The sequence below is a fragment of the Variovorax sp. GW821-FHT09A10 genome, from assembly GCF_059418385.1.
Window position 1 is genome coordinate 174,619 of record NZ_JBWKPT010000007.1, and the last position, 18,953, is coordinate 193,571.

Annotated in this window: 17 protein-coding genes; 10 read left to right on the forward strand and 7 right to left on the reverse strand. The window is 67.5% G+C overall.

The genetic code is table 11. The features are described from left to right. Nucleotides 1–60 precede the first annotated feature (60 nt). The 4 genes from AC07Q9_RS24060 (at nucleotide 61) to AC07Q9_RS24075 (ending at nucleotide 4,125) form a co-directional block, all read left to right on the forward strand. A complete protein-coding gene (locus AC07Q9_RS24060; protein WP_307696068.1) occupies nucleotides 61–516 on the forward strand; it encodes a MarR family winged helix-turn-helix transcriptional regulator in 456 nt (151 codons plus the stop codon). 109 nt (nucleotides 517–625) lie between these two features. After that, on the forward strand, nucleotides 626–1,942 hold the full coding sequence (locus tag AC07Q9_RS24065; RefSeq protein WP_495312029.1) for an MFS transporter: 1,317 nt from the start codon (nucleotides 626–628) through the stop codon (nucleotides 1,940–1,942). A gap of 15 nt (nucleotides 1,943–1,957) precedes the next feature. After that, nucleotides 1,958–3,382 (forward strand): MATE family efflux transporter, encoded by a 1,425-nt coding sequence (locus AC07Q9_RS24070; protein ID WP_495312030.1) that lies wholly within the window; start codon nucleotides 1,958–1,960, stop codon nucleotides 3,380–3,382. Between the two features lie 35 nt (nucleotides 3,383–3,417). Beyond that, nucleotides 3,418–4,125 carry an SDR family oxidoreductase gene (locus AC07Q9_RS24075; RefSeq protein ID WP_495312031.1) on the forward strand — a complete coding sequence of 236 codons (708 nt, stop codon included), beginning with the start codon at nucleotides 3,418–3,420 and terminating at the stop codon, nucleotides 4,123–4,125. 6 nt (nucleotides 4,126–4,131) lie between these two features. Here AC07Q9_RS24075 and AC07Q9_RS24080 read toward each other — a convergent pair whose 3' ends face one another. The 5 genes from AC07Q9_RS24080 to AC07Q9_RS24100 all read right to left on the reverse strand — a co-directional run bounded on the left by AC07Q9_RS24080 (nucleotide 4,132) and on the right by AC07Q9_RS24100 (nucleotide 8,933). After that, nucleotides 4,132–4,458, reverse strand: a complete 327-nt coding sequence (locus tag AC07Q9_RS24080) for a hypothetical protein (protein WP_495312032.1) — start codon at nucleotides 4,456–4,458, stop codon at nucleotides 4,132–4,134. Nucleotides 4,459–4,571: 113 nt separating this feature from the next. After that, entirely contained in the window at nucleotides 4,572–5,354 is a 783-nt protein-coding gene (locus AC07Q9_RS24085; RefSeq protein WP_495312126.1) for an aldolase, read from the reverse strand. Beyond that, nucleotides 5,354–5,995, reverse strand: coding sequence for a 2-dehydro-3-deoxy-6-phosphogalactonate aldolase (locus tag AC07Q9_RS24090; RefSeq protein WP_495312033.1), 642 nt, complete (start codon nucleotides 5,993–5,995; stop codon nucleotides 5,354–5,356). Before AC07Q9_RS24090 ends, AC07Q9_RS24085 begins: the two co-directional genes overlap by 1 nt. Next, nucleotides 5,992–6,903 (reverse strand): 2-dehydro-3-deoxygalactonokinase, encoded by a 912-nt coding sequence (locus AC07Q9_RS24095; RefSeq protein ID WP_495312034.1) that lies wholly within the window; start codon nucleotides 6,901–6,903, stop codon nucleotides 5,992–5,994. Before AC07Q9_RS24095 ends, AC07Q9_RS24090 begins: the two co-directional genes overlap by 4 nt. Nucleotides 6,904–7,196: 293 nt before the next feature. Further along, the gene (locus AC07Q9_RS24100; RefSeq protein WP_495302866.1) at nucleotides 7,197–8,933 is read right to left on the reverse strand and encodes an IlvD/Edd family dehydratase; all 1,737 of its coding nucleotides are present in this window, start codon (nucleotides 8,931–8,933) and stop codon (nucleotides 7,197–7,199) included. 148 nt (nucleotides 8,934–9,081) lie between these two features. Between AC07Q9_RS24100 and AC07Q9_RS24105 the strand changes: the two genes are divergently transcribed. The 5 genes from AC07Q9_RS24105 (at nucleotide 9,082) to AC07Q9_RS24125 (ending at nucleotide 14,185) form a co-directional block, all read left to right on the forward strand. Further along, complete coding sequence (locus AC07Q9_RS24105; protein WP_489058195.1) at nucleotides 9,082–9,825, forward strand: FadR/GntR family transcriptional regulator; 744 nt, start codon at nucleotides 9,082–9,084, stop codon at nucleotides 9,823–9,825. Nucleotides 9,826–9,945: 120 nt separating this feature from the next. Then, nucleotides 9,946–11,331, forward strand: coding sequence for an ABC transporter substrate-binding protein (locus AC07Q9_RS24110; RefSeq protein WP_492680605.1), 1,386 nt, complete (start codon nucleotides 9,946–9,948; stop codon nucleotides 11,329–11,331). Between the two features lie 43 nt (nucleotides 11,332–11,374). Next, complete coding sequence (locus tag AC07Q9_RS24115; RefSeq protein ID WP_489058199.1) at nucleotides 11,375–12,247, forward strand: carbohydrate ABC transporter permease; 873 nt, start codon at nucleotides 11,375–11,377, stop codon at nucleotides 12,245–12,247. Then, nucleotides 12,244–13,095, forward strand: coding sequence for a carbohydrate ABC transporter permease (locus AC07Q9_RS24120; RefSeq protein WP_489058200.1), 852 nt, complete (start codon nucleotides 12,244–12,246; stop codon nucleotides 13,093–13,095). Before AC07Q9_RS24115 ends, AC07Q9_RS24120 begins: the two co-directional genes overlap by 4 nt. A 19-nt stretch (nucleotides 13,096–13,114) precedes the next feature. Beyond that, entirely contained in the window at nucleotides 13,115–14,185 is a 1,071-nt protein-coding gene (locus AC07Q9_RS24125) for an ABC transporter ATP-binding protein (RefSeq protein WP_492680603.1), read from the forward strand. A 1-nt stretch (nucleotide 14,186) separates the two neighbouring features. Here AC07Q9_RS24125 and AC07Q9_RS24130 read toward each other — a convergent pair whose 3' ends face one another. After that, on the reverse strand, nucleotides 14,187–15,227 hold the full coding sequence (locus AC07Q9_RS24130; protein ID WP_495312035.1) for an endonuclease/exonuclease/phosphatase family protein: 1,041 nt from the start codon (nucleotides 15,225–15,227) through the stop codon (nucleotides 14,187–14,189). A gap of 130 nt (nucleotides 15,228–15,357) precedes the next feature. Here AC07Q9_RS24130 and AC07Q9_RS24135 point away from each other — a divergent pair, with 130 nt between their 5' ends. Beyond that, nucleotides 15,358–16,746: a hypothetical protein gene (locus tag AC07Q9_RS24135; protein WP_495312036.1), complete on the forward strand. Its 1,389-nt coding sequence runs from the start codon at nucleotides 15,358–15,360 to the stop codon at nucleotides 16,744–16,746. 119 nt (nucleotides 16,747–16,865) lie between these two features. Here the strand turns inward: AC07Q9_RS24135 and AC07Q9_RS24140 are convergent, their stop codons facing one another. Next, nucleotides 16,866–18,677 carry a DEAD/DEAH box helicase gene (locus AC07Q9_RS24140; protein ID WP_495312037.1) on the reverse strand — a complete coding sequence of 604 codons (1,812 nt, stop codon included), beginning with the start codon at nucleotides 18,675–18,677 and terminating at the stop codon, nucleotides 16,866–16,868. Nucleotides 18,678–18,953: the final 276 nt, after the last annotated feature.

Genomic DNA, 18,953 nt, shown 5'->3' on the forward strand with positions numbered 1-18,953 from the left:
GGGGGCTTTGCGGGGAGGGGTTGATTGCATATGCAATAGTTGCACATACAATAATACCCCATGGACACACCGACCCAACCCCGCGGCTGCACCAGCTTCAAGACGCGCCAGCTGATGCGCCGCCTCACGCAGCACTACGACGCCGAGGTGTCGCGCAGCGGCCTCAAGACCACGCAGTACTCGCTGCTGTCGCACCTCAAGCGCCTGGGCCCGATGCGCCCGGTCGACCTGGCGGGCGAACTGAAGATGACCGCCTCCACGCTGAGCCGCAACCTGCAGCCGCTGATCACCGCGGGCTGGGTGGCGCAAGTGGCGGGCGCCGATGCGCGCAGCCGGCTGGTGTCGCTCACCGACGCGGGCGACGCCAAGTGGCGCGAAGCGCAGCAGCATTGGAAGACGGCACAGCTCAAGCTCAATGCGCTGCTGGGCGTGGAGCGCGTGCTCGCGCTGCATACGCTCATCGACGAATCGCTCGCGCTGCTGGGCACGGGCGAGCCGGTCGACGTGCAGGACTGACGCTCCCACCCCCTTTCAACGAACACGTTCCGCGCCCCTGAAGCCGCGCGGCCGGATTCCCTGTCTCTTCGTTTCTCCCCCGACCCATTCCAACAGTTCCAGAGGTCCCATGTTCGCCACCCACGTCTCCGCATGGCTGCAGCGCCGCGGCATCCACTACGGCTGGATCGTCGCCGCCGTCACCTTCCTGACCATGCTCACCATGTCGGCCGCGCTCGGCCTGCCGGGCGCGATGATGAAGCCGCTCGGCGAGGAGTTCGGCTGGAGCACCGAGCAGATCTCGTCCGCGCTCGCGCTGCGCTTTGCGCTGTTCGGCCTCATGGGCCCGTTCGCCGCGGTGCTGATGGAGCGCTACGGCCTGCGCGCGGTGATGTGCGCCGGCCTCACGCTGGTCGGCCTGGGCATGGCGCTGGTCACCACGGCCTCGCAGCTGTGGCAGCTGTTCGTGCTGTGGAGCCTGATGCTCGGCCTGGGCACCGGCATGACGGCGCTGGTGCTGGGCGCCGTGGTGGCCAACCGCTGGTTCGTCGCGCGGCGCGGCCTGGTCGTGGGCATGCTCACCGCCAGCGCGGCCACCGGCCAGCTGGCCTTCCTGCCGCTGGCGGCCTGGATGATCGAGCACTGGGGCTGGCGCTCGGCCATCGTGCCGATCGTGATCGGCAGCGTGGTGATCGCGCTGCTTGCGCTGTGCCTGGTGCGCAACCGGCCGTCGGACATCGGCCTGCAGCCCTACGGTGAAGCGCCCGGCACGCAGCCGGCGCCGGCGCCCGCCTTCACGATGAACTTCGCCACGCCGTTTCGCGTGCTGCGCGAGGTGGCGACCAACCGCACCTTCCTGATCCTGGCCGGCACCTTCTTCATCTGCGGCCTGAGCACCAACGGCCTGGTGCAGACGCACTTCATCTCGCTGTGCGGCGACTACGGCATGAGCGCCGTGCCCGCCGCCTCGGTGCTCGCGATGATGGGCGCCTTCGACTTCGTCGGCACCATCCTGTCGGGCTGGCTCTCCGACCGCTACGACAACCGCAAGCTGCTCTTCTGGTACTACGGCCTGCGCGGGCTGTCGCTGTTCTGGCTGCCGCACTCCGAATTCACGATCTACGGCCTGGGCCTGTTCGCGATGTTCTACGGCCTGGACTGGATCGCCACCGTGCCGCCGACCGTCAAGCTCGCGGGCGCCGCCTTCGGCCCCGCCAAGGTCGGGCTGGTGTTCGGCTGGATCTTCGCGGCCCACCAGCTGGGCGCGGCCACCGCAGCCTACGGTGCCGGCTTTGCGCGCACGCTGCTGCTGACCTACACGCCCGCGCTGTACACGGCCGGCGCGGCCTGCCTGCTCGCGGCGGTGATCGTGATGGCGATCCGCCGCCCCGCCAAGACCGCCACCGCACCGGCCGCGGCCACCACCAACGCCGCCGCGCGCGCCTGACCGCCGGAGACCCGCATGACCACCACGCAACAAGTGAACGGCGACCTCGACCCGCGCACGCGCCGCCTGCTCGAGGCGCCCATCATCCCCACGCTGCTGCGGCTGGCCGCGCCCAATGTGCTCGTGATGCTGGCGCAGGCCTCCGTCGGGCTCATCGAGACCTACTTCGTCGGCAAGCTCGGCACCGACGCGCTGGCCGGCATGGCGCTGGTGTTCCCCATCGTCATGCTGATGCAGATGACCTCCAGCGGCGCGATGGGCGGCGGCATCGCCTCGTCGATCGCGCGTGCGCTGGGCGCGCGCCGCCGGGGCGACGCCGATGCGCTGGTGTGGCACGCGGTGGTCATCGCGATCGGCTTCGGCCTGTGCTTCACGCTCGCGCTGTTGCTGGGCGGGCGCTGGCTCTACGGCGTGATGGGCGGCACCGGCGCCGCACTGGAAGCCGCGCTCACGTACTCGAACTGGGTGTTCGCGGGCGCGGTGCTGGTGTGGCTCTTCAACTCGCTGTCCGCGATCATCCGTGGCACCGGCAACATGGCGGTGCCGGCCAAGGTGACGGTGGTGGGCGTGGTGTTCCTCATTCCCGCATCGCCGCTCCTGATCTTCGGCATCGGGCCGTGGGGCGGCATGGGCATCGCGGGCGGGGCGCTGGCGTTGCTGCTGTACTACCTGCTGGGCTCGCTCGCACTCATCGCCTACCTGCGCTCGCCGCGCAGCCTGCTGCGGCCCACGCTGGCGGCGTTCCAGATGCGCTGGCCGCTGTTCCGCGACATCCTGCGCATCGGGCTGGTGGGCACGGTGTCGACCGTGGCGACCAACCTGTCGATCGGCATCGCCACCGCGCTCACTGGCCACTTCGGCGCGGGCGCATTGGCCGGCTACGGCACGGCGTCGCGGCTCGAGTACCTGTTGGTGCCGCTGGTGTTCGGCCTCGGTGCGCCGCTGGTCGCGATGGTCGGTACCTGCATGGGCGCGGGGCTGCGCGAGCGCGCGCTGCGTGCCACCTGGGCCGGGGCGGCGCTGGCCTTCGGCATGGCCGAGGTCATCGGGCTGGCCGCTGCGCTGTTCCCGCGCCCGTGGCTGATGCTGTTCGGCCACGACCCCGTGATGCTCGAGACCGGCGCACACTACCTGCGCGTGGTGGGGCCGCTGTACGGTTTCTTCGGCGTTGGCTTGGTGCTGTACTTCGCCTCGCAGGGCGCGGGCCGGCTGCTGTGGCCGGTGCTCGGCAACATCGCGCGGCTCGCCGTGGCGGGCACGGGCGGCTGGCTGGCGCTGCGCTGGGGCGGCGGGCTCACCGGCGTGTTCGCGGCGCAGGGCGTGGCGCTGGTGGTGTACGGCATCGTCATCGCCTCGGCCATCGCGGGCGGTGCGTGGTTCGGCCGCGTCGGCTGGCCGCGCACGACACAGGGTTTGCTGCGCCGCGTGGCGCAGGCCTGAAGCGCTCGCTTTTTCTTTTCAACGAAAGGCTCGTCATGCAGATCAAGGATTCCGTCGTCTTCATCACCGGTGCCAATCGGGGGCTCGGCCTGGCGTTCGCCAAGGCGGCACTCGCGGCCGGCGCGCGCAAGGTCTACGGGGCCGCGCGCGACCCCAAGAGCATCACGCTCGCGGGCGTCGTGCCCGTGGCGCTCGACGTGACGCAGCCCGCGCAGATCGAAGCCGCCGTGCGCGCCTGCGGCGACGTGACGCTGCTGGTCAACAACGCGGGCATCTCGCGCGGATCGAGCTTCCTGGGTTCGGCCGACGCGGTGGTTGCAGCACGCGCCGAGTTCGAGACCAACTTCTTCGGCCCCTGGGCGCTCACGCAGGCCTTTGCGCCCGTGCTCGCGTCGAACGGCAGCGGTGCGGTCCTCAACGTGCTGTCGGCCCTGGCCTGGACGACGTTCCCCGGCGTGGCGACCTACAGCGCCACCAAGTCGGCGGCCTGGTCGCTGAGCAACGGCTTGCGCAACGAACTGGCGGGGCAGGGCACGCAGGTCACGAGCCTGCACGTGGCGCTCATGGACACCGACATGGCGGCCCACATGCCCGGCCCCAAGACCTCGCCCGACGACGCGGCGCGCCAGGCACTGGCGGGCGTGGAAGCGGGGCTGCCCGAAGTGCTGGCCGACGAGGTCACGCGCCAGCTCAAGCAGAGCCTGTCGACCGAGCGGCCCGCTTATGCGAGCCCGCCGGTCTGAAGTGCGTCAATAGCGGTAGGGGTTGTTGGGGCGACGGTCGTAGCGGTTGGGCACACCGTCGCCGTCGTTGTCCCGGCGGCCGTGGCGACGGCCTTCCCAATCGCGGCGGCCATGGTCGTAGTAACCGTGGCGGCGCGGACCTTCGTAGTAGCGCGGGTGGTAGTGGCGCGGGGGCGGCGGCGGGGCGTAGTAGTGATGGCGCGGCGGCGGCGCGGGCGTCACGTACACCTGGGCCTGGATGAACGGGCCGCCGGCCTGGGCATGGGCGGGTGCGGTGAGGGCGGCCAGCGAGAGCAGGGCAGCGGCACCGAAGGCGAATGTCAGCTTTTTCATGGCGACTCCTGGGGAGTGATTGCGATGCCTCATCGTCACGTCATTGTGTGAAGTTCTTGTAAGCCGCAAGCGAAATCGCATGAAGAGCTGTAAGCCGCTGCGCGCACGCCTTTTCAGCGTTGCGGTGCCGGCAGCATGCGCCGCAGCGCCTCGAAGAACAGGTCGGACTGTTCCCGCTCGCCCTGGATCTGCGCCGCCACGTGCGCGGCCAGCTGGGCGTTGACGGGCACCAGCGGGCGCCCGGTCGATTGCGCGATCACCTGGTGCAGGCAGGCGCGCTCCAGGTAGTACAGGTCGTCGTAGGCATGCGCGATGGTGCCGCCCGCCACGATCACGCCGTGGTTCGCGAGAAAGGCCACGTCCTTGCCGGCCATGGCGCGCGCGATGCGCTCGCCCTCGGCGTCGTCGAGCGCCAGGCCGTTGTACTCGGCGTCGATGGCGATGCGGTTCATGTAGCGCATGGCGTTCTGGCTGGCGGTCGGGTCGAGCGCGCGGTCGACCGTGAGCGTCAGCGCCGTCGCGTAGGGCATGTGGCAGTGCAGCACCACGGCGTGGCCGGTGAGCCGGTGCACCGCGCCGTGGATGAAGAGGGCGGTGGGCTCCACGCGGTGGCGGCCCGCGAGCACTTCGCCGTGCACGTCGATCAGCACGATGTCGTCGGGACCGATCTCCCTCCAGTGCAACCCGCGCGGGTTGATGAGGTAGCGGTCCTGCGCGCCCGGCAGCAACACGCTGAAATGGTTGCACACACCTTCGGACAGCCCGTGGTGGGCGGCTGCGCGCAATGCGAGTGCGAGGTCTTCGCGCAACTGGCGCACGGCGGGGCTGGCGTATTCGGAATCGGCGGACATCGCGGGGGTCTCCTTCTTTCTTGTGGTGGATGGGGCTTGTCGGATCAGGCGCGGAGCAGCCCGGCCCAGGCCGCCACGAAGCGCTGCGCGTCTTCGCGCACGGCGGCGGCGGTCTTGCCGGGCTTGTAGAGCGACGAGCCGATGCCGAAGCCGGCCGCGCCGGCCGCACGCCACGTGCCCATGTTGTCCGGCGAAATGCCACCCACGGGCATCACGGGCGTGCCGGCCGGCAGCACCGCGAGCAGGGCCTTCACCACGGCGGGCGAGGCCAGCTCGGCCGGGAACAGCTTCAGGCCCGTGGCACCGGCCGCGAGCGCGCCGAAGGCCTCGGTCGGCGTCATCACGCCGGGCAGGCAGGCCATGCCCAGGCGCGCCGCCTCGCGGATCACTTCCGCGTTGAAATTGGGCGACACGATCAGCTCGCCGCCGGCCGCCTGCACCTCGCGCACCTGCTTTGCTTCAAGCACCGTACCGGCGCCGACCAGTGCGGTGGGAAAGCGCTGGCGCATCAGCGCGATGCTCTCCAGCGGCTGCGGCGAATTGAGCGGCACTTCGAGCAGCCGGAAGCCGGGCTCGACGATGGCATCGCCCACATCGGCGGCTTCGGCGGGCGAGAGGCCGCGCAGGATGGCCACGAGCGGCAGGGCCTGCATCGCGGCGTTGAATTTATCGAGGGGGGTGGTCATGGGTCGGGTGTCCTGTCGGTGTCGAGGAAGCCGGACAGCGTGTGCAGTCCGGCCCAGGTGGCTTCGGCGCCGAGCGTGCGCGTGGCGACGCCGGTGGCGCGCAGGGCCAGGGTGTAGCGCTGGGTGAGGGCGGAAGAGCCGATCAGCACGACCTCGCCGACGGCCTGCACGGACTGCGTGCGCAGCTCTTCGCCGATGAGCAGGCCCGACAGGTAGCTCGACAGCTCTTCCCTGGGCATGCGCTCGAACAGCGCGAGCGTGCGGGTGCCGAAGGCGTTGTGCAGCAGGCCGTGGCCGTTCTCGGAGCGCGTCACGCCTTCGAGGAATGCGGCTTCGTCGAGCGGCGCAGCGGCATCGAGCGTGCGCCCCAGGATCGAGTGCTGGCTCAGCAGCGCGTAGAACTCGCCCGTCATGTAGGTGCGAAAGCCCGCGACGCGGCCTTTCTTGACCGTGGCCCATTTGTTGTGGGTGCCGGGCAGCACGAAGACGCCGTCGTCCAGGCCGGTGATCGTCATGGCGCCGAGGATCTGCACCTCTTCGCCGCGCATCACGTCGGGCACGCCGGCGTGTTCGTCGCTGAGGCCGGGCACGATGGCGATGCGCGCGCCGGGGAGGGCGGCGATGTCGATGATCTTGCGGCCCACTTCCACGCGGCCTGCGGGGCAGGGGCAGTAGGGCGCTTCGACCCAGCCCTGCTTGCTGCCGGCCATGCCGGAGATCAGGCAGCGCGTGTCTTCCAGGCGCATCCAGTCGCCGAACAGCGACTCGAACACGGCGGGAAAGCCGCCCTCGGGCACGGTGAGGATGCCGCGGGCGTCGCTGCGTTCTTCGATGACCTGCCCGCTCGGGTCGAGCAATGCACCGCGTAGCGAGCTTGTGCCCCAGTCGATGGCGATGAGTCTTGTCATGTCTGTCGTCTGTTGCGTTTCGAGAGTTTGTTCAGGGTGCGTGCACAGGACACCGGGTACTTCCCTCCGCGAATGTCCCCCGCTTCGCTCCTCCTTGATTTCGCTGCGGGAAGCACCCAGTGCCCTGTGCACGAGGGCACGCTGTCGGTTTGCGGCCGATCAACCCGTGCTCTGAAAACGATCACGCTGATGGGGTGCCTTGCGCAGCGAAATCAAGGAGGAGCCCGAAGGGCGGGGGACATTCGCGGAGCAAGGTACCCCGTCGGCGGGAGCGCGCCCTGGACCTCTCCAAATTAGTGATTGTCTCGCGGCACAAAAGCCCCACGGCGGCCACGCAGAAAGTCCAGGTCCGCTCCCTGGTCAGCCTGCAGCACCGTGTCGACGTACAGCTTCCAGTACCCCGAATCGAGCGGTGCCTTGGGCGCCACCCATTTCGCGCGGCGCTTCGCCAGTTCCTCGTCGCTCACATGCAGGTGCAGCTTGCGGTTCGGCACGTCGAGCTCGACGATGTCGCCGTCCTGCACCAGTGCCAACGGGCCGCCTGCAGCCGCTTCAGGCGCGGTATGCAGAACGACCGTGCCGTAAGCGGTGCCGCTCATGCGCGCATCGCTGATGCGGACCATGTCCGTGATGCCCTTGCGCAGCACCTTCGGTGGCAGCGGCATGTTGCCCGCCTCTGCCATGCCCGGATAGCCCTTGGGGCCGCAGTTCTTGAGCACCATGATGCAGTGCTCGTCGATGTCCAGGTTCTCGTCGTCGATGCGCTTGTGCAGGTCGTCGGCGCTTTCGAACACCACCGCGCGGCCCTTGTGCACGAGCAGCTCGGGCGTGGCCGCGCTGGGCTTGATGATGGCGCCGTTGGGCGCGAGGTTGCCGCGCAGCACGCAGATGCCGGCCTTGTCCTTGAAGGGCTCGGCCTGGGTGCGGATGACCTGCGGGTTGTAGTTCTCGGCGTCTTTCACGTTCTCCCACACGCTCTGGCCGGTGACGGTGAGGATGTCCTTGTGCAGGTGGTCGGCGATTTCCTTGATGACCACCGGCAGGCCGCCCGCGTAGCAGAAGTCTTCCATCAGGAACTGGCCCGAGGGCTGCAGGTTCACGAGGCAGGGCAGGTCGGCGGCGAGGCGGTCGAAGTCGTCGAGCGTGAGCTCGACACCGATGCGGCCCGCGATGGCCAGCAGGTGGATCACGAAGTTGGTCGAGCCGCCGATGGCCGCGTTGACCTTGATCGCGTTCTCGATCGCCTGGCGCGTGAGGATCTTCGACATGTTCATGTCCTCGTGGACCATGTCGACGATGCGCCGGCCCGCCTGCCGCGCGAGCACGTTGCGGCGGCCGTCGACGGCAGGGTAGGCCGCATTGCCCGGCAGGCCGATGCCCAGCGACTCGACCATGCTGGCCATGGTGCTGGCCGTGCCCATCGTCATGCAGTGGCCGTGGCTGCGGTGCATGCAGCTCTCGGCCTCGAAGAAGTCTTGCAGCTTGAGCGTGCCGGCGCGCACCTGCTCACTCATCTGCCACACGCCGGTGCCTGAGCCCAGCTCCTGGCCGCGCCATTTGCCCGAGAGCATGGGCCCGCCCGACACGCCGATGGTCGGCAGGTCGACGCTGGCCGCGCCCATCATCAGCGCGGGCGTGGTCTTGTCGCAGCCCATGAGCAGCACCACGCCGTCGAGCGGGTTGCCGCGGATGCTTTCTTCCACGTCCATGCTCGCGAGGTTGCGATAAAGCATGGCGGTGGGGCGCAAGAGCGTTTCGCCGAGCGACATCACCGGGAACTCGAGCGGGAAGCCGCCCGCTTCGTACACGCCGATCTTCACCTGCTCCGCGAGCGTGCGGAAGTGCGAGTTGCAGGGCGTGAGTTCGCTGAAGGTGTTGCAGATGCCGATGACCGGGCGACCGTCGAACTGGTCGTGCGGCACGCCCTTGCCCTTCATCCAGCTGCGGTAGATGAAGCCGTCGCGATCGTTGCGGCCGAACCATTGCTGGCTGCGCAACTCACCTGATTTCTTCTTGGGAATCGTGCTCATGGGGTTTGTCTCCAACTGCTGATTTTGTGGCGGCGGACCTCAGGGTTTGTCCTGCCGAAATGCAATTTCAATCATCATATGATAAGCGTGGAGAGCCTGCCAGAGCCTGAATTTTTGGAACGGCGGGATACCGAAATTCACATCGCACATGATCAAGAACATCCATGGCCGCACCCTCGAACTGCTCGGCGAAGCCGTGGTGGCGGGGCGCTATGCGATCGGTGCGTCGATCCCTGCGGAGCCGCTGCTCGGTGAAGAACTGGGCGTGAGCCGCACGGTGGTGCGCGAGGCCATCAAGTCGCTCGCGGCCAAGGGCCTGGTCTCCACCGGGCCGAAGGTCGGCACGCGCGTGCTGCCGCAGGACAAATGGAACTGGTTCGACCCCGACGTCATCACCTGGCAGTCGCGCGCGGGCCTCACGCCCGAGTTCCTGCGCGACCTGCAAGACCTGCGGCGCGTGGTGGAGCCGGCGGCCGTGCGCCTTGCGGCTGAACGCGCGGGCCCGAAAGACATCGAGGAAATCGAGCGTGCCTACGCGGGCATGAAGGACGCCGTCGAGAACGGCGGCGACTACGTCACCTTCGACCTGCGCTTTCACACCGGCCTGCTCAGCGCCGCACGCAACCGCATGCTGGCGCAGATGAGCAAGGCGCTCAGCGCGCTGCTGCGCACCAGCTTCGAAATTTCGACCGCCAAGCCCGACGGCCCGGCGCTGTCGTTGCCGCTGCATCGCGCGGTGCTCGACGCGGTCATCGCGCACGACCCGGCCAAGGCCGAGCGCGCGGTGATCCGGCTCATCGACGGTGCGCGGCAAGACATCGAGGACGTGCTCGGCTCGCGCCGCCGCCTGCCCCGGTTGAGCCGGCCGCCGCCCCGGCTCAAGGCCAGCTAGACCGTGCGTCGGGCGGGCAGGGTGCCCGTCGGCGGCGCAGGCCCCGTTTCGCATCTGAGGTTCTTTCACCCACGCTCGCGTTCCGAGCATTTCCCACCCGAGAAGAAGGAGACAGACACCATGAAACTCGTCAAGTCGCTCATCGCGCCGACGCTGGTCGCGCTGGGGTTGTTGGCGTCGGCCAGCCCGGCCGCCGCGCAGGAAAAGCTCACCGTCTGGTGGGTCAAGGGCTTCTACAAGGCGGAAGACGATGCGCTCTTCGCGGCCATCAAGAAGTTCGAAGAGAAGAACAAGAACGTGAAGATCGAGCTGTCGCAGTACCCGGTGCAGGACATGATCCCCAAGACCGTGTCCGCGCTCGACTCCGGCAGCCCGCCCGATGTGGCGTACGCCGACGTGTACGACTTCCAGGTCACCGGCAAGTGGGCCTTCGACGGCAAGCTCGAAGACATCGGCAGTGTGCTCACGCCCATGAAGGACCGCTTCGCGCCCAACACCATCGAGACCACGAACCTCTACAACAACCAGACCAAGACCAAGGCCTACTACGCCTTCCCGATCAAGCAGCAGACGATGCACATCGAGTACTGGCTCGACATGCTCGCCGAAGCCGGTTTCAAGGAAAGCGACATCCCCACCACCTGGAACGACTACTGGTCGTTCTGGTGCGAGAAGGTGCAGCCTGCCAGCCGCAAGGCCAGCGGCAAGCGCAACTTCGGCATCGGCATGCCGATGGGCGTGGATTCGAGCGACGCCTTCTATTCGTTCCTGACCTTCATGGACGCCTACAACGTGAAGCTGGTGGACGACAGCGGCAAGCTGCTGGTCGACGACCCGAAGGTGCGCGCCGGCCTCATCAGCGCCATGACCGACTACACCAAGCCCTACCTCACGGGCTGCACGCCGCCGTCGTCGACAAGCTGGAAGGACCCGGACAACAACGTCGCGTTCCACAACAAGACGACCGTGATGACGCACAACGCGACCATCTCGCTGCCGGCCAAGTGGCTCGACGATTCGAACAACGCCACGCTCACGCCCGAGCAGCGTGAAGAAGCCCGCAAGAACTACACCGAGCGCATTCGCACGGCCGGCTTCCCGAGCAAGCCCGACGGCGGCAAGATGGTCTACCGCACGGCGGTGAAGACCGGCGTGGTGTTCAAGGATGCCAAGAACAAGGCGCGCGCCAAGGAGTTCGTGGCCTTCCTGCTGCAGGAAGAAAACCTCACGCCGTACGTCGAAGGCTCGCTGGGCCGCTGGTTCCCGGTCACCAAGGCCGGGCAGGCCAGCCCGTTCTGGCAGGCCGATTCGCATCGCAAGTCGGTGTTCAACCAGTACGCCGCCGGCACCGTGACCTTCGAGTTCACCAAGAACTACCGATTCACCGTGATCAACAACGAGAACGTCTGGGCCAAGGCCATGAGCCGCGTCGTCACCGACAAGGTGCCGGTGGACAAGGCGGTCGACGAGATGATCGCGCGCATCAAGACGGTGGCGGCGCAGTAAGCCAGCGGCACGCGGCACCATCTTCACCAACGGGGGCAATCGCATGAGCACCACCACCACCGCGCCAGGCCCGGCGCCTGTTGCCAACCTTGGAGCGCGGCATGCGCGCTGGCAGTTCTGGGGCGCGGTGATGGTCGTGCCTTACCTGTTGGTGTTCGTGGTGTTCGTGCTGTACCCGGTGGGCTACGGGCTGTGGCTCGCGCGCCATCCGCAAAGCTACGTCAAGCTGGTCGAAGACCCGATCTTCTTTCGCTCGGTGATCAACACGGCCATCTTCCTGGTCGTGGCGATCAACCTGAAGATGCTCGTGGCCCTCGTGCTCTCGGGCTTCTTCGTCACCTCGCGCTGGTGGATCAAGATCGTCTCGGCGATCTTCATCCTGCCGTGGGCGATGCCGTCGATTCCGACCATCCTGTCGTTCCGCTTCATGCTCAACCCCGAGTGGGGCGTGATCAACACCACCATCTTTCGCCTCACGGGCGCCGATGGTCCCAACTGGCTCAACGACCCGACGCTGGCGCTCGGCTTCGCGATGCTGGTCCATATCTGGAAGTCGCTGCCGTTCTGGACGCTGATCCTCGTGGCGGGGCGGCTGGCCATTCCCACCGAACAGTACGAGGCCGCATCGGTGGACGGCGCCTCGTCGTGGCAGAAGTTCCGCTTCGTGAGCTGGCCGGCGCTCAAGACGCTCTACGTCACGTCGCTCATCCTTTCGATGATCTGGACGCTGGGCGATTTCAACAGCGTCTACCTGCTCACCGGCGGCGGGCCTGCCGACCTGACGCACGTGCTGGCCACGCTGGGCATCCGCTACCTGCGGCTCGACCAGGTCGACTTGTCGATGGCATCCATCGTGGTGGCCATGCCGTTGGTGCTGCCCCTCGTGTACTTCATGATGAAGAGGCTCTCGAAATGAAACGCTGGACCCCCAAGGCCATAGCGACCGAGGCCAAGCTGCTGCTCATTGGCCTTCCGGTGCTGCTGTGGACGCTGATCCCGGTCTATCACATGGCGTTGTTCGCCTTCTCGTCCAAGGACTCGGCCACCTCCGGCCACCTGTGGCCGACCAAGCCCACGCTGGCCAACTTCAGCACGGTGTTCCACCAGAAGCATTTCTATCTCGACCACTTCTGGGTGCAGCTGGGCAACTCGCTGGTCATCGCGCTGTCGGTGGGCGCCATCACGCTGTTCGTGGCCACCACGGCCGCGTTTGCCATCAGCCGGCTGCGCGTGCGCGGCGGGCGCACGGTGATGAACCTGGCGCTGTTCACCTACTTCATTCCCGCGGCCTTCCTCGCGGTGCCGATGTACAAGACCATGGGCAACTACGGCCTGCTCAACAGCCAGTGGGCGCTGATTCTGGCGATGGTGACGATCGCCTCGCCGTACTGCATCTGGGTGCTCAAGCAGGCATCGGACAAGCTGCCCTACGAGCTCGACGAAGCGGCGCGCATGGACGGCGCCTCGCCGCTGCAGCTGTTCCGCCTCGTGTACCTGCCGCTGATGGTGCCTTCGCTGGTGGCCGTGGGCACCTACTCGCTGCTGCTGGCGTGGAACGAATACCTCTACGCCTTCCTGCTGCTGTCGAACGACAAGAGCGTGACGCTGGCGGTGGCGCTGGGCAACTTCCTCTCGGCCGACGATTCGCCGTGGGAGCTGCTGATGGCCACCGGCCTCATCTACGCGCTGCCGCCTGCGGCCATCTACTACACCTTCAAGCGCTACATGGTCGGCGGTCTGACGGCTGGCGCAGTCAAGAGCTGAACGATTTCAGGGACAAAACATGGCCTCCGTATCCTTTCGCAATATCCAGAAATCCTTCGGCAAGACCCAGATCATCAAGGGCCTGGGCTTCGACATCACCGACGGTGAATTCGTCGTGCTGGTCGGGCCTTCGGGCTGCGGCAAGTCGACCTTGCTGCGCATGCTCGCGGGCCTGGAAGACATCAGCGGCGGCGAGATCATGATCGACGGCCGCGTGGTCAACGACCTCGAGTCGAAGGACCGCGACATCGCGATGGTGTTCCAGAGCTACGCGCTGTACCCGCACATGACGGTGGGCGAGAACATGGGCTTCAGCCTGCGCCTGCGCAACGCCGAGAAGTCGGTGACCGACGAACGCGTGGCGCGCGCCGCGAAGATCCTCAACCTCGACGCATTGCTCGGGCGCTACCCGCGCGAGCTCTCGGGCGGCCAGCGCCAGCGCGTGGCCATGGGCCGCGCCATCGTGCGCGACCCGAAGGTGTTCCTGTTCGACGAGCCGTTGTCGAACCTCGACGCCAAGCTGCGCGTGGCCATGCGTGCCGAGATCAAGGCGCTGCACCAGCGCCTGAAGACCACCACCGTCTACGTGACGCACGACCAGATCGAGGCCATGACCATGGCCGACCGCATCGTGGTGATGCACGACGGCATCGTCGAGCAGATCGGCACGCCACTCGACCTGTACGACCGCCCCGACAACCTGTTCGTGGCGCAGTTCATCGGCTCGCCGTCGATGAACGTGATCGAGGGCACGGTGCGCCGCGTGGGCGGCGAATGCCATGTCGAGGCGCAGGGCGCGCGCTGGCCCGTGCCGGCCGGCACGTCGGCGCCGGACGGCCAGCCGGTGCACTACGGCGTGCGCCCCGGCGACATCACGCTCGGCGGCGGCGCGAACAGCGTGGCTGCCAAGGTGATCGTGGTCGAGCCCACGGGCGCCGAGACCGAACTGCTGGTGCAGGTGGGCGAGTCGAAGCTGGTGCTCGCGGTGCACGGCCGCGTCGATGCGCGGCCCGACGAAACGGTGCAGCTGGCCATCGACGCCGAGAACGTGCACCTGTTCGACCGCCAGACCGGCCGGCGCATGGGGTGATTCAGTCGGTGCGCAGGCGCAGCAGCGCGCGCACGAAGCCGTGGTCCGAGCGTGAGCGGTCGCGGCCTTCGTGCAGGTGGTCGTTGAAGTAGTCGACGCGGCGCACGTCGCCCAGGCTGTGGCGGCTGCTGGCGACGAACTCCTCGCTCACCAGGATCTGGTCGAGCACATCCGGGAAGCCCTGGTGGATGTGCGAATAGGCCACATCCTTCTTGAGCGCCGACTCGCCCTGCATCTCGTAGGCGTTGAACAGCGCCACGTCGCGCGCGGCCTTGTCGTAGGCCACCTCGGAGGTCGCGGCCACCAGCTGCGTGGTCACGCTGTGCGGGTTGTCGTTGAAGTCGCCCATCACCACCAGCGGCACATTGGTGCCCTGCAGCAGGTCGATCACGATGCAGCGCAGAGCCGCCGCCTCGGCACCGCGCATCAGCAGCGAGCGCAACGAGGCCATGGCGCCGATCTTGCGGTCGTCGCGGTCTTCCAGGTGGTTGCCTTGCGCGTCCTGCAGGAACTTGGGGCGCTTGGACTTCAGGTGCACCGTCAGCACATGCACCAGCTGGCCGTGCTTCATGCGCACGGTGGCCAGCAGGGGCGGGCGTTCGAAGCGCGTGTGCGCACCGATGCCCGGCACCTCGACGCCGAAGCCCGGGGGAAAGTCGACAAAGGACTGCACGCTGTCCACCTGCAGCCGCGTGACGATGCCGACGCGCGGCGTGCCTTGTGCGCCCGGCCGCCCGGGCGTGCCCGGCGGGCTGCCGGGCGGCGGCGAGTTCTCGGCGCCCGGCACCGAGACGAAGTCGTAGCGCAGGCCGCTGCGCCCGATGGCGGCCTTCAGCGCGGCCTCGTCCCACACCTCCTGCACCGCGAGCACGTCGGCGTTGAGCGCGTGGATGCGCTCGCCGATCCAGTCGATCTTGCGTTCGTATTCGCGCTCGTTGTAGGCGTCCTGGTTCTCGTAGTACACGCGGTTGGGGTTCGCGAGGTTGAGCAGGTTGCAGGTGGCGACGAAGAGCGTGGCGTAGTTGGGCGGGATGTATGGCATGGAAACGCGATTGTGTCCCGGGTTAGGATTTCAAGCTGAGGTGCGCCCGCCATGTCGTCCATGTCATTCGATGGCGAGGCTGGCCGCAAGAAATAACAACGAAACCAGGGAGCCGCCCAGCGCGGAATGCATGAAGCTCATCCATATCACCACCTGCGCCGTGGCGGCGCTGCTCGTTGCGGGCTGCGCGTCCAGGAGCCATCCCTCGATGTCCTTCGGCGGCAGCCTTGTCGAACACAGCCTGCTGCGCGTCGAGGACCATGTGTCCTTTGCCCTGGAAGATGGGCCCGAGACGCGCAACTTCACGGTCGCGTGCAATGCGCCGCAGGCGTGGTTGCTCTACTCCGACTTGCGAACGGGCCGCAGCTATCCAGTGACCGGCCGGCGGTATGGCGTGCGCAAGGAACTGGACGAGCGCCAGGCGTTGGCTCTGAAAGCGCAGCCGGCGGTCGAACGCGCATGCCGCGCAACCCCACCCGATTGGCGCGAGGTGCAACGCGGTGCAGACGGCACATTCACGCTCATCGACATCGCAAGCGTCGAGGCCTCCGAGGGTGCCTTGCTCTTCTGGGGCGCGTTCGACTATTCGCGCATGGACTTCGACCTGCCTTACCGGGCACCCTTTGGCCAGAAGCGCGAGCGCTTCAGGCTCGCGTGCCCATCGCAGTCCTATGCCCAGGTGAGCGGCTTCGACATCGATGAGCGCGGCCGCGTCACGGACGGCCGGGTTGAAGGCGACAGGGCGAAGTCGTACACGGTCGGCGGCGACACGAATGCGGACTACAAGGCGCTCTTCAAGGCGGCCTGCGGCGGTGCTTCGGCAGGGCAGGCGTTGCCTGCCTTCACTTCTCGCGCCAAGGCGCTGCCCGATCCCGCAGGCCTGACACCGCCGAACCCGGCGGTGATTCAGTCCGTTTCCCAGCTGGGGCTTCCGCCGGCGCCCAAGCGCCTGAAGCGTGTCGTGCTCGAAGGCACCTGGACCCGCGACGGGAAGACGACGCCGACCCGCAGCGAACTCCAGATTGCGCCGGATGCGGCAGCTTCCATGTTCCGAACCCGGACGAAGACCGGCACAGGCCCCGCGGACGGCACGCGGTCGCAGACCGCTTCATTCCTGGGCCTGGTCGACCTGAGCAGCTTCGTCAACTTTCTCCCCGGCTCCGACACGATCAGCCAGGCCATGACCGAGCTCACGTTGACGGGCGACTGGCAACGCATGGCCGTGGGCTCGGAGTTGCGCTACGAGACGAAGAAACTGAGCCTGTTCAGCATGATCGGCGGAGTGACCTACGACTACACGACGGTCTGTAAGGTCGTCGGCGTGAGTGCGGCCGCCGAGCTTCATCCCGCCCTGAGCGGCGACGCCAGGCGCCTGGAGTGCCGCATGCAGCCCGACTCGCTCGGTCGGACCGACACCTATGTCTATCTGACCGACTACGGCTACGCCGTACAGGTTCGAGAGGTCGCGGCCAAGCCGCCTTCCGAAGGCATCAAGAAGATCACAGCGGTCGAACAATGAGCGCCGTCATGACACATCGGCGCGCGCTGCTGCGCAGCCTGCGCTGACGCGCCGACAAAAGAAAAGGGCACCGAAGTGCCCTTGCTCATTTCTGGGGCAGGTGTTCCTGCCCGCAGTGCTCAGCGACCGAACGAACGACCGCCGCCGGAGCGGCCGCCGCCGCCACCGCCACCGCCGTAGCCACCACCGCCACCACCCGAGCGGCCACCGCCACCCGAACGGTTGCCGCCGTAGCCGCCACCACCGCTGCCGCCCGGGCGACCGCCGCGACCGCGACCACCCATGTGGTCGACGCTCGTGCGCAACGGATCCGGCTGGCCGGCCGCACCGCCGCCTGCGACGGCTTCAGCGCGCAGGTGCGCGACCTGGTTGGCTTGCGTCGGGCTGTGGCTGTTGCCGTGATGGCGCGGTTGGCGCTCTTCGTGGGGCGTGTGGTGATGCGGCTGCTGCGGTGCGCGCGGCTGGCCTTGCTGCGGGCCGCGGCCCTGTGCGGGACGGCCTGCGCCCTGGCCGCGAGGACCCTGGCCCTGGCCTTGGCCGCCACCGTTGGCATTGCGGCCTTGACCGCCGCCGCCCTGGCCGCCACCGCGGCGTTGACCGCCGCCATTGCCGCCACCACCACCGCCGTTGCCGCCACCCTGGCCGGCCTTGTTCTCGCGGATGCGCGACATCATTTCGGTGCGGGCGGCCTTGGCGGCTGCCTGCATGACTTCGCGGCTCGGCGGGCGGCCGGCGCCGCCCCAGATCGTCTGGCGACCCATGGCGATCGGCTCGGCGCGTTCGCCTTCTTCAGGACCGAAGCCCTCGACCTTCTGCACCGGGATCGTCTGCTTCGTGAAGCGTTCGATTTCCTGCATGAAGCCTTCTTCGTCCAGGCACACGAAGCTCACGGCCTCGCCGCTCGAACCGGCACGGCCGGTGCGGCCGATGCGGTGCACGTAGTCTTCGCTGACGTTCGGGATTTCGTAGTTCACGACGTGCGGCAGCTCGTCGATGTCGATGCCGCGGGCTGCGATGTCGGTGGCCACCAGCGCGCGGATGTCGCCGCTCTTGAAGCCGGCCAGCGCCTGCGTGCGGGCGCTCTGGCTCTTGTTGCCGTGCAGCGCCATCGCCTCGATGCCGTTCTTGGTGAGGAACTCGGCCACGCTGTTGGCACCGAACTTGGTGCGCGTGAACACGAGCACCTGGCTCCACTTGTGCTCGTTGATGATGTGCGCGAGCAGCGCCTTCTTCTTGCCACGGCCCACGGGGTGGATCACCTGCGTGATGCGCTGCACCGTGGTGTTGCGCGGAGTGACCTGGATGCTCTGCGGGTTCTTGAGCAGCGAGCCGGCGAGGTCGCGGATCTCGTCGCTGAAGGTGGCCGAGAACAGCAGGCTCTGCTTTTCCTTGGGCACCAGGGCCAGGATCTTCTTCACGTCGTGGATGAAGCCCATGTCCAGCATGCGGTCGGCTTCGTCCAGGATCAGCATCTGGACCTGGCTCAGGTCGAGCATGCCCTGCTGTTGCAGGTCGAGCAGGCGGCCGGGGGTGGCCACGAGGATGTCGACGCCCTTCTTGAGCTTGCTGATCTGCGGGTTCATGCCCACGCCGCCGAAGATCACGGTGGAGTCCAGCTGCAGGTACTTGCCGTAGGTGCGCACCGACTCTTCGACCTGGGCCGCGAGTTCACGCGTGGGGGTCAGCACGAGGGCACGGATGCCGATGCCGCCGAACTTGTTGGTGGCGCTGCGGCTCATGGTGAGCTTGTGCAGCATCGGCAGGGTGAAGGCCGCGGTCTTGCCGGTGCCGGTCTGGGCGCCGCCCAGCAGGTCGTGGCCGTCGAGGACCACGGGAATGGCTTGTGCCTGGATGGGCGTAGGGGTGTCGTAGCCGTGTTCGAGCACAGCCTTCAAGATGGCCGGAGCCAGCTTCAGTTCGTCAAAATTCATTGTGGAAACAACAAGCGCCATACACGGCGCAGTGGCATCGGCCCGCCAGGCGTCGTTTGGATGACGCCGAGCCAGTCAAGGCAGATGAAGGTCAGGGGTGGGAGCCGGAAAACCCGTTGTGATAAGGGGTTTCTTCGTCCCCGGCAGAGAGCCGGTTTGCGGGCAACTGGACCCGGCAACGAGGACTATTGTCGCATGAGTCGATAATCATGGGTTCGCCGCGCCCGGATGACTGTCCGGACGACCGTGCTTTTACGCAAATCCCAAGCTACCGAG

What these genes read in the sequence shown, in the direction of transcription:
- AC07Q9_RS24120 (WP_489058200.1), top strand. Translation starts at nt 12,244, where the DNA reads ATGAAACGCTGGACCCCCAAGGCCATAGCGACCGAGGCCAAGCTGCTG.
- AC07Q9_RS24130 (WP_495312035.1), bottom strand. Translation starts at nt 15,227, where the DNA reads ATGCCATACATCCCGCCCAACTACGCCACGCTCTTCGTCGCCACCTGC.
- AC07Q9_RS24080 (WP_495312032.1), bottom strand. Translation starts at nt 4,458, where the DNA reads ATGAAAAAGCTGACATTCGCCTTCGGTGCCGCTGCCCTGCTCTCGCTG.
- AC07Q9_RS24100 (WP_495302866.1), bottom strand. Translation starts at nt 8,933, where the DNA reads ATGAGCACGATTCCCAAGAAGAAATCAGGTGAGTTGCGCAGCCAGCAA.
- AC07Q9_RS24110 (WP_492680605.1), top strand. Translation starts at nt 9,946, where the DNA reads ATGAAACTCGTCAAGTCGCTCATCGCGCCGACGCTGGTCGCGCTGGGG.
- AC07Q9_RS24065 (WP_495312029.1), top strand. Translation starts at nt 626, where the DNA reads ATGTTCGCCACCCACGTCTCCGCATGGCTGCAGCGCCGCGGCATCCAC.
- AC07Q9_RS24105 (WP_489058195.1), top strand. Translation starts at nt 9,082, where the DNA reads ATGATCAAGAACATCCATGGCCGCACCCTCGAACTGCTCGGCGAAGCC.
- AC07Q9_RS24060 (WP_307696068.1), top strand. Translation starts at nt 61, where the DNA reads ATGGACACACCGACCCAACCCCGCGGCTGCACCAGCTTCAAGACGCGC.
- AC07Q9_RS24075 (WP_495312031.1), top strand. Translation starts at nt 3,418, where the DNA reads ATGCAGATCAAGGATTCCGTCGTCTTCATCACCGGTGCCAATCGGGGG.
- AC07Q9_RS24140 (WP_495312037.1), bottom strand. Translation starts at nt 18,677, where the DNA reads ATGAATTTTGACGAACTGAAGCTGGCTCCGGCCATCTTGAAGGCTGTG.
- AC07Q9_RS24090 (WP_495312033.1), bottom strand. Translation starts at nt 5,995, where the DNA reads ATGACCACCCCCCTCGATAAATTCAACGCCGCGATGCAGGCCCTGCCG.
- AC07Q9_RS24115 (WP_489058199.1), top strand. Translation starts at nt 11,375, where the DNA reads ATGAGCACCACCACCACCGCGCCAGGCCCGGCGCCTGTTGCCAACCTT.
- AC07Q9_RS24095 (WP_495312034.1), bottom strand. Translation starts at nt 6,903, where the DNA reads ATGACAAGACTCATCGCCATCGACTGGGGCACAAGCTCGCTACGCGGT.
- AC07Q9_RS24135 (WP_495312036.1), top strand. Translation starts at nt 15,358, where the DNA reads ATGAAGCTCATCCATATCACCACCTGCGCCGTGGCGGCGCTGCTCGTT.
- AC07Q9_RS24070 (WP_495312030.1), top strand. Translation starts at nt 1,958, where the DNA reads ATGACCACCACGCAACAAGTGAACGGCGACCTCGACCCGCGCACGCGC.
- AC07Q9_RS24125 (WP_492680603.1), top strand. Translation starts at nt 13,115, where the DNA reads ATGGCCTCCGTATCCTTTCGCAATATCCAGAAATCCTTCGGCAAGACC.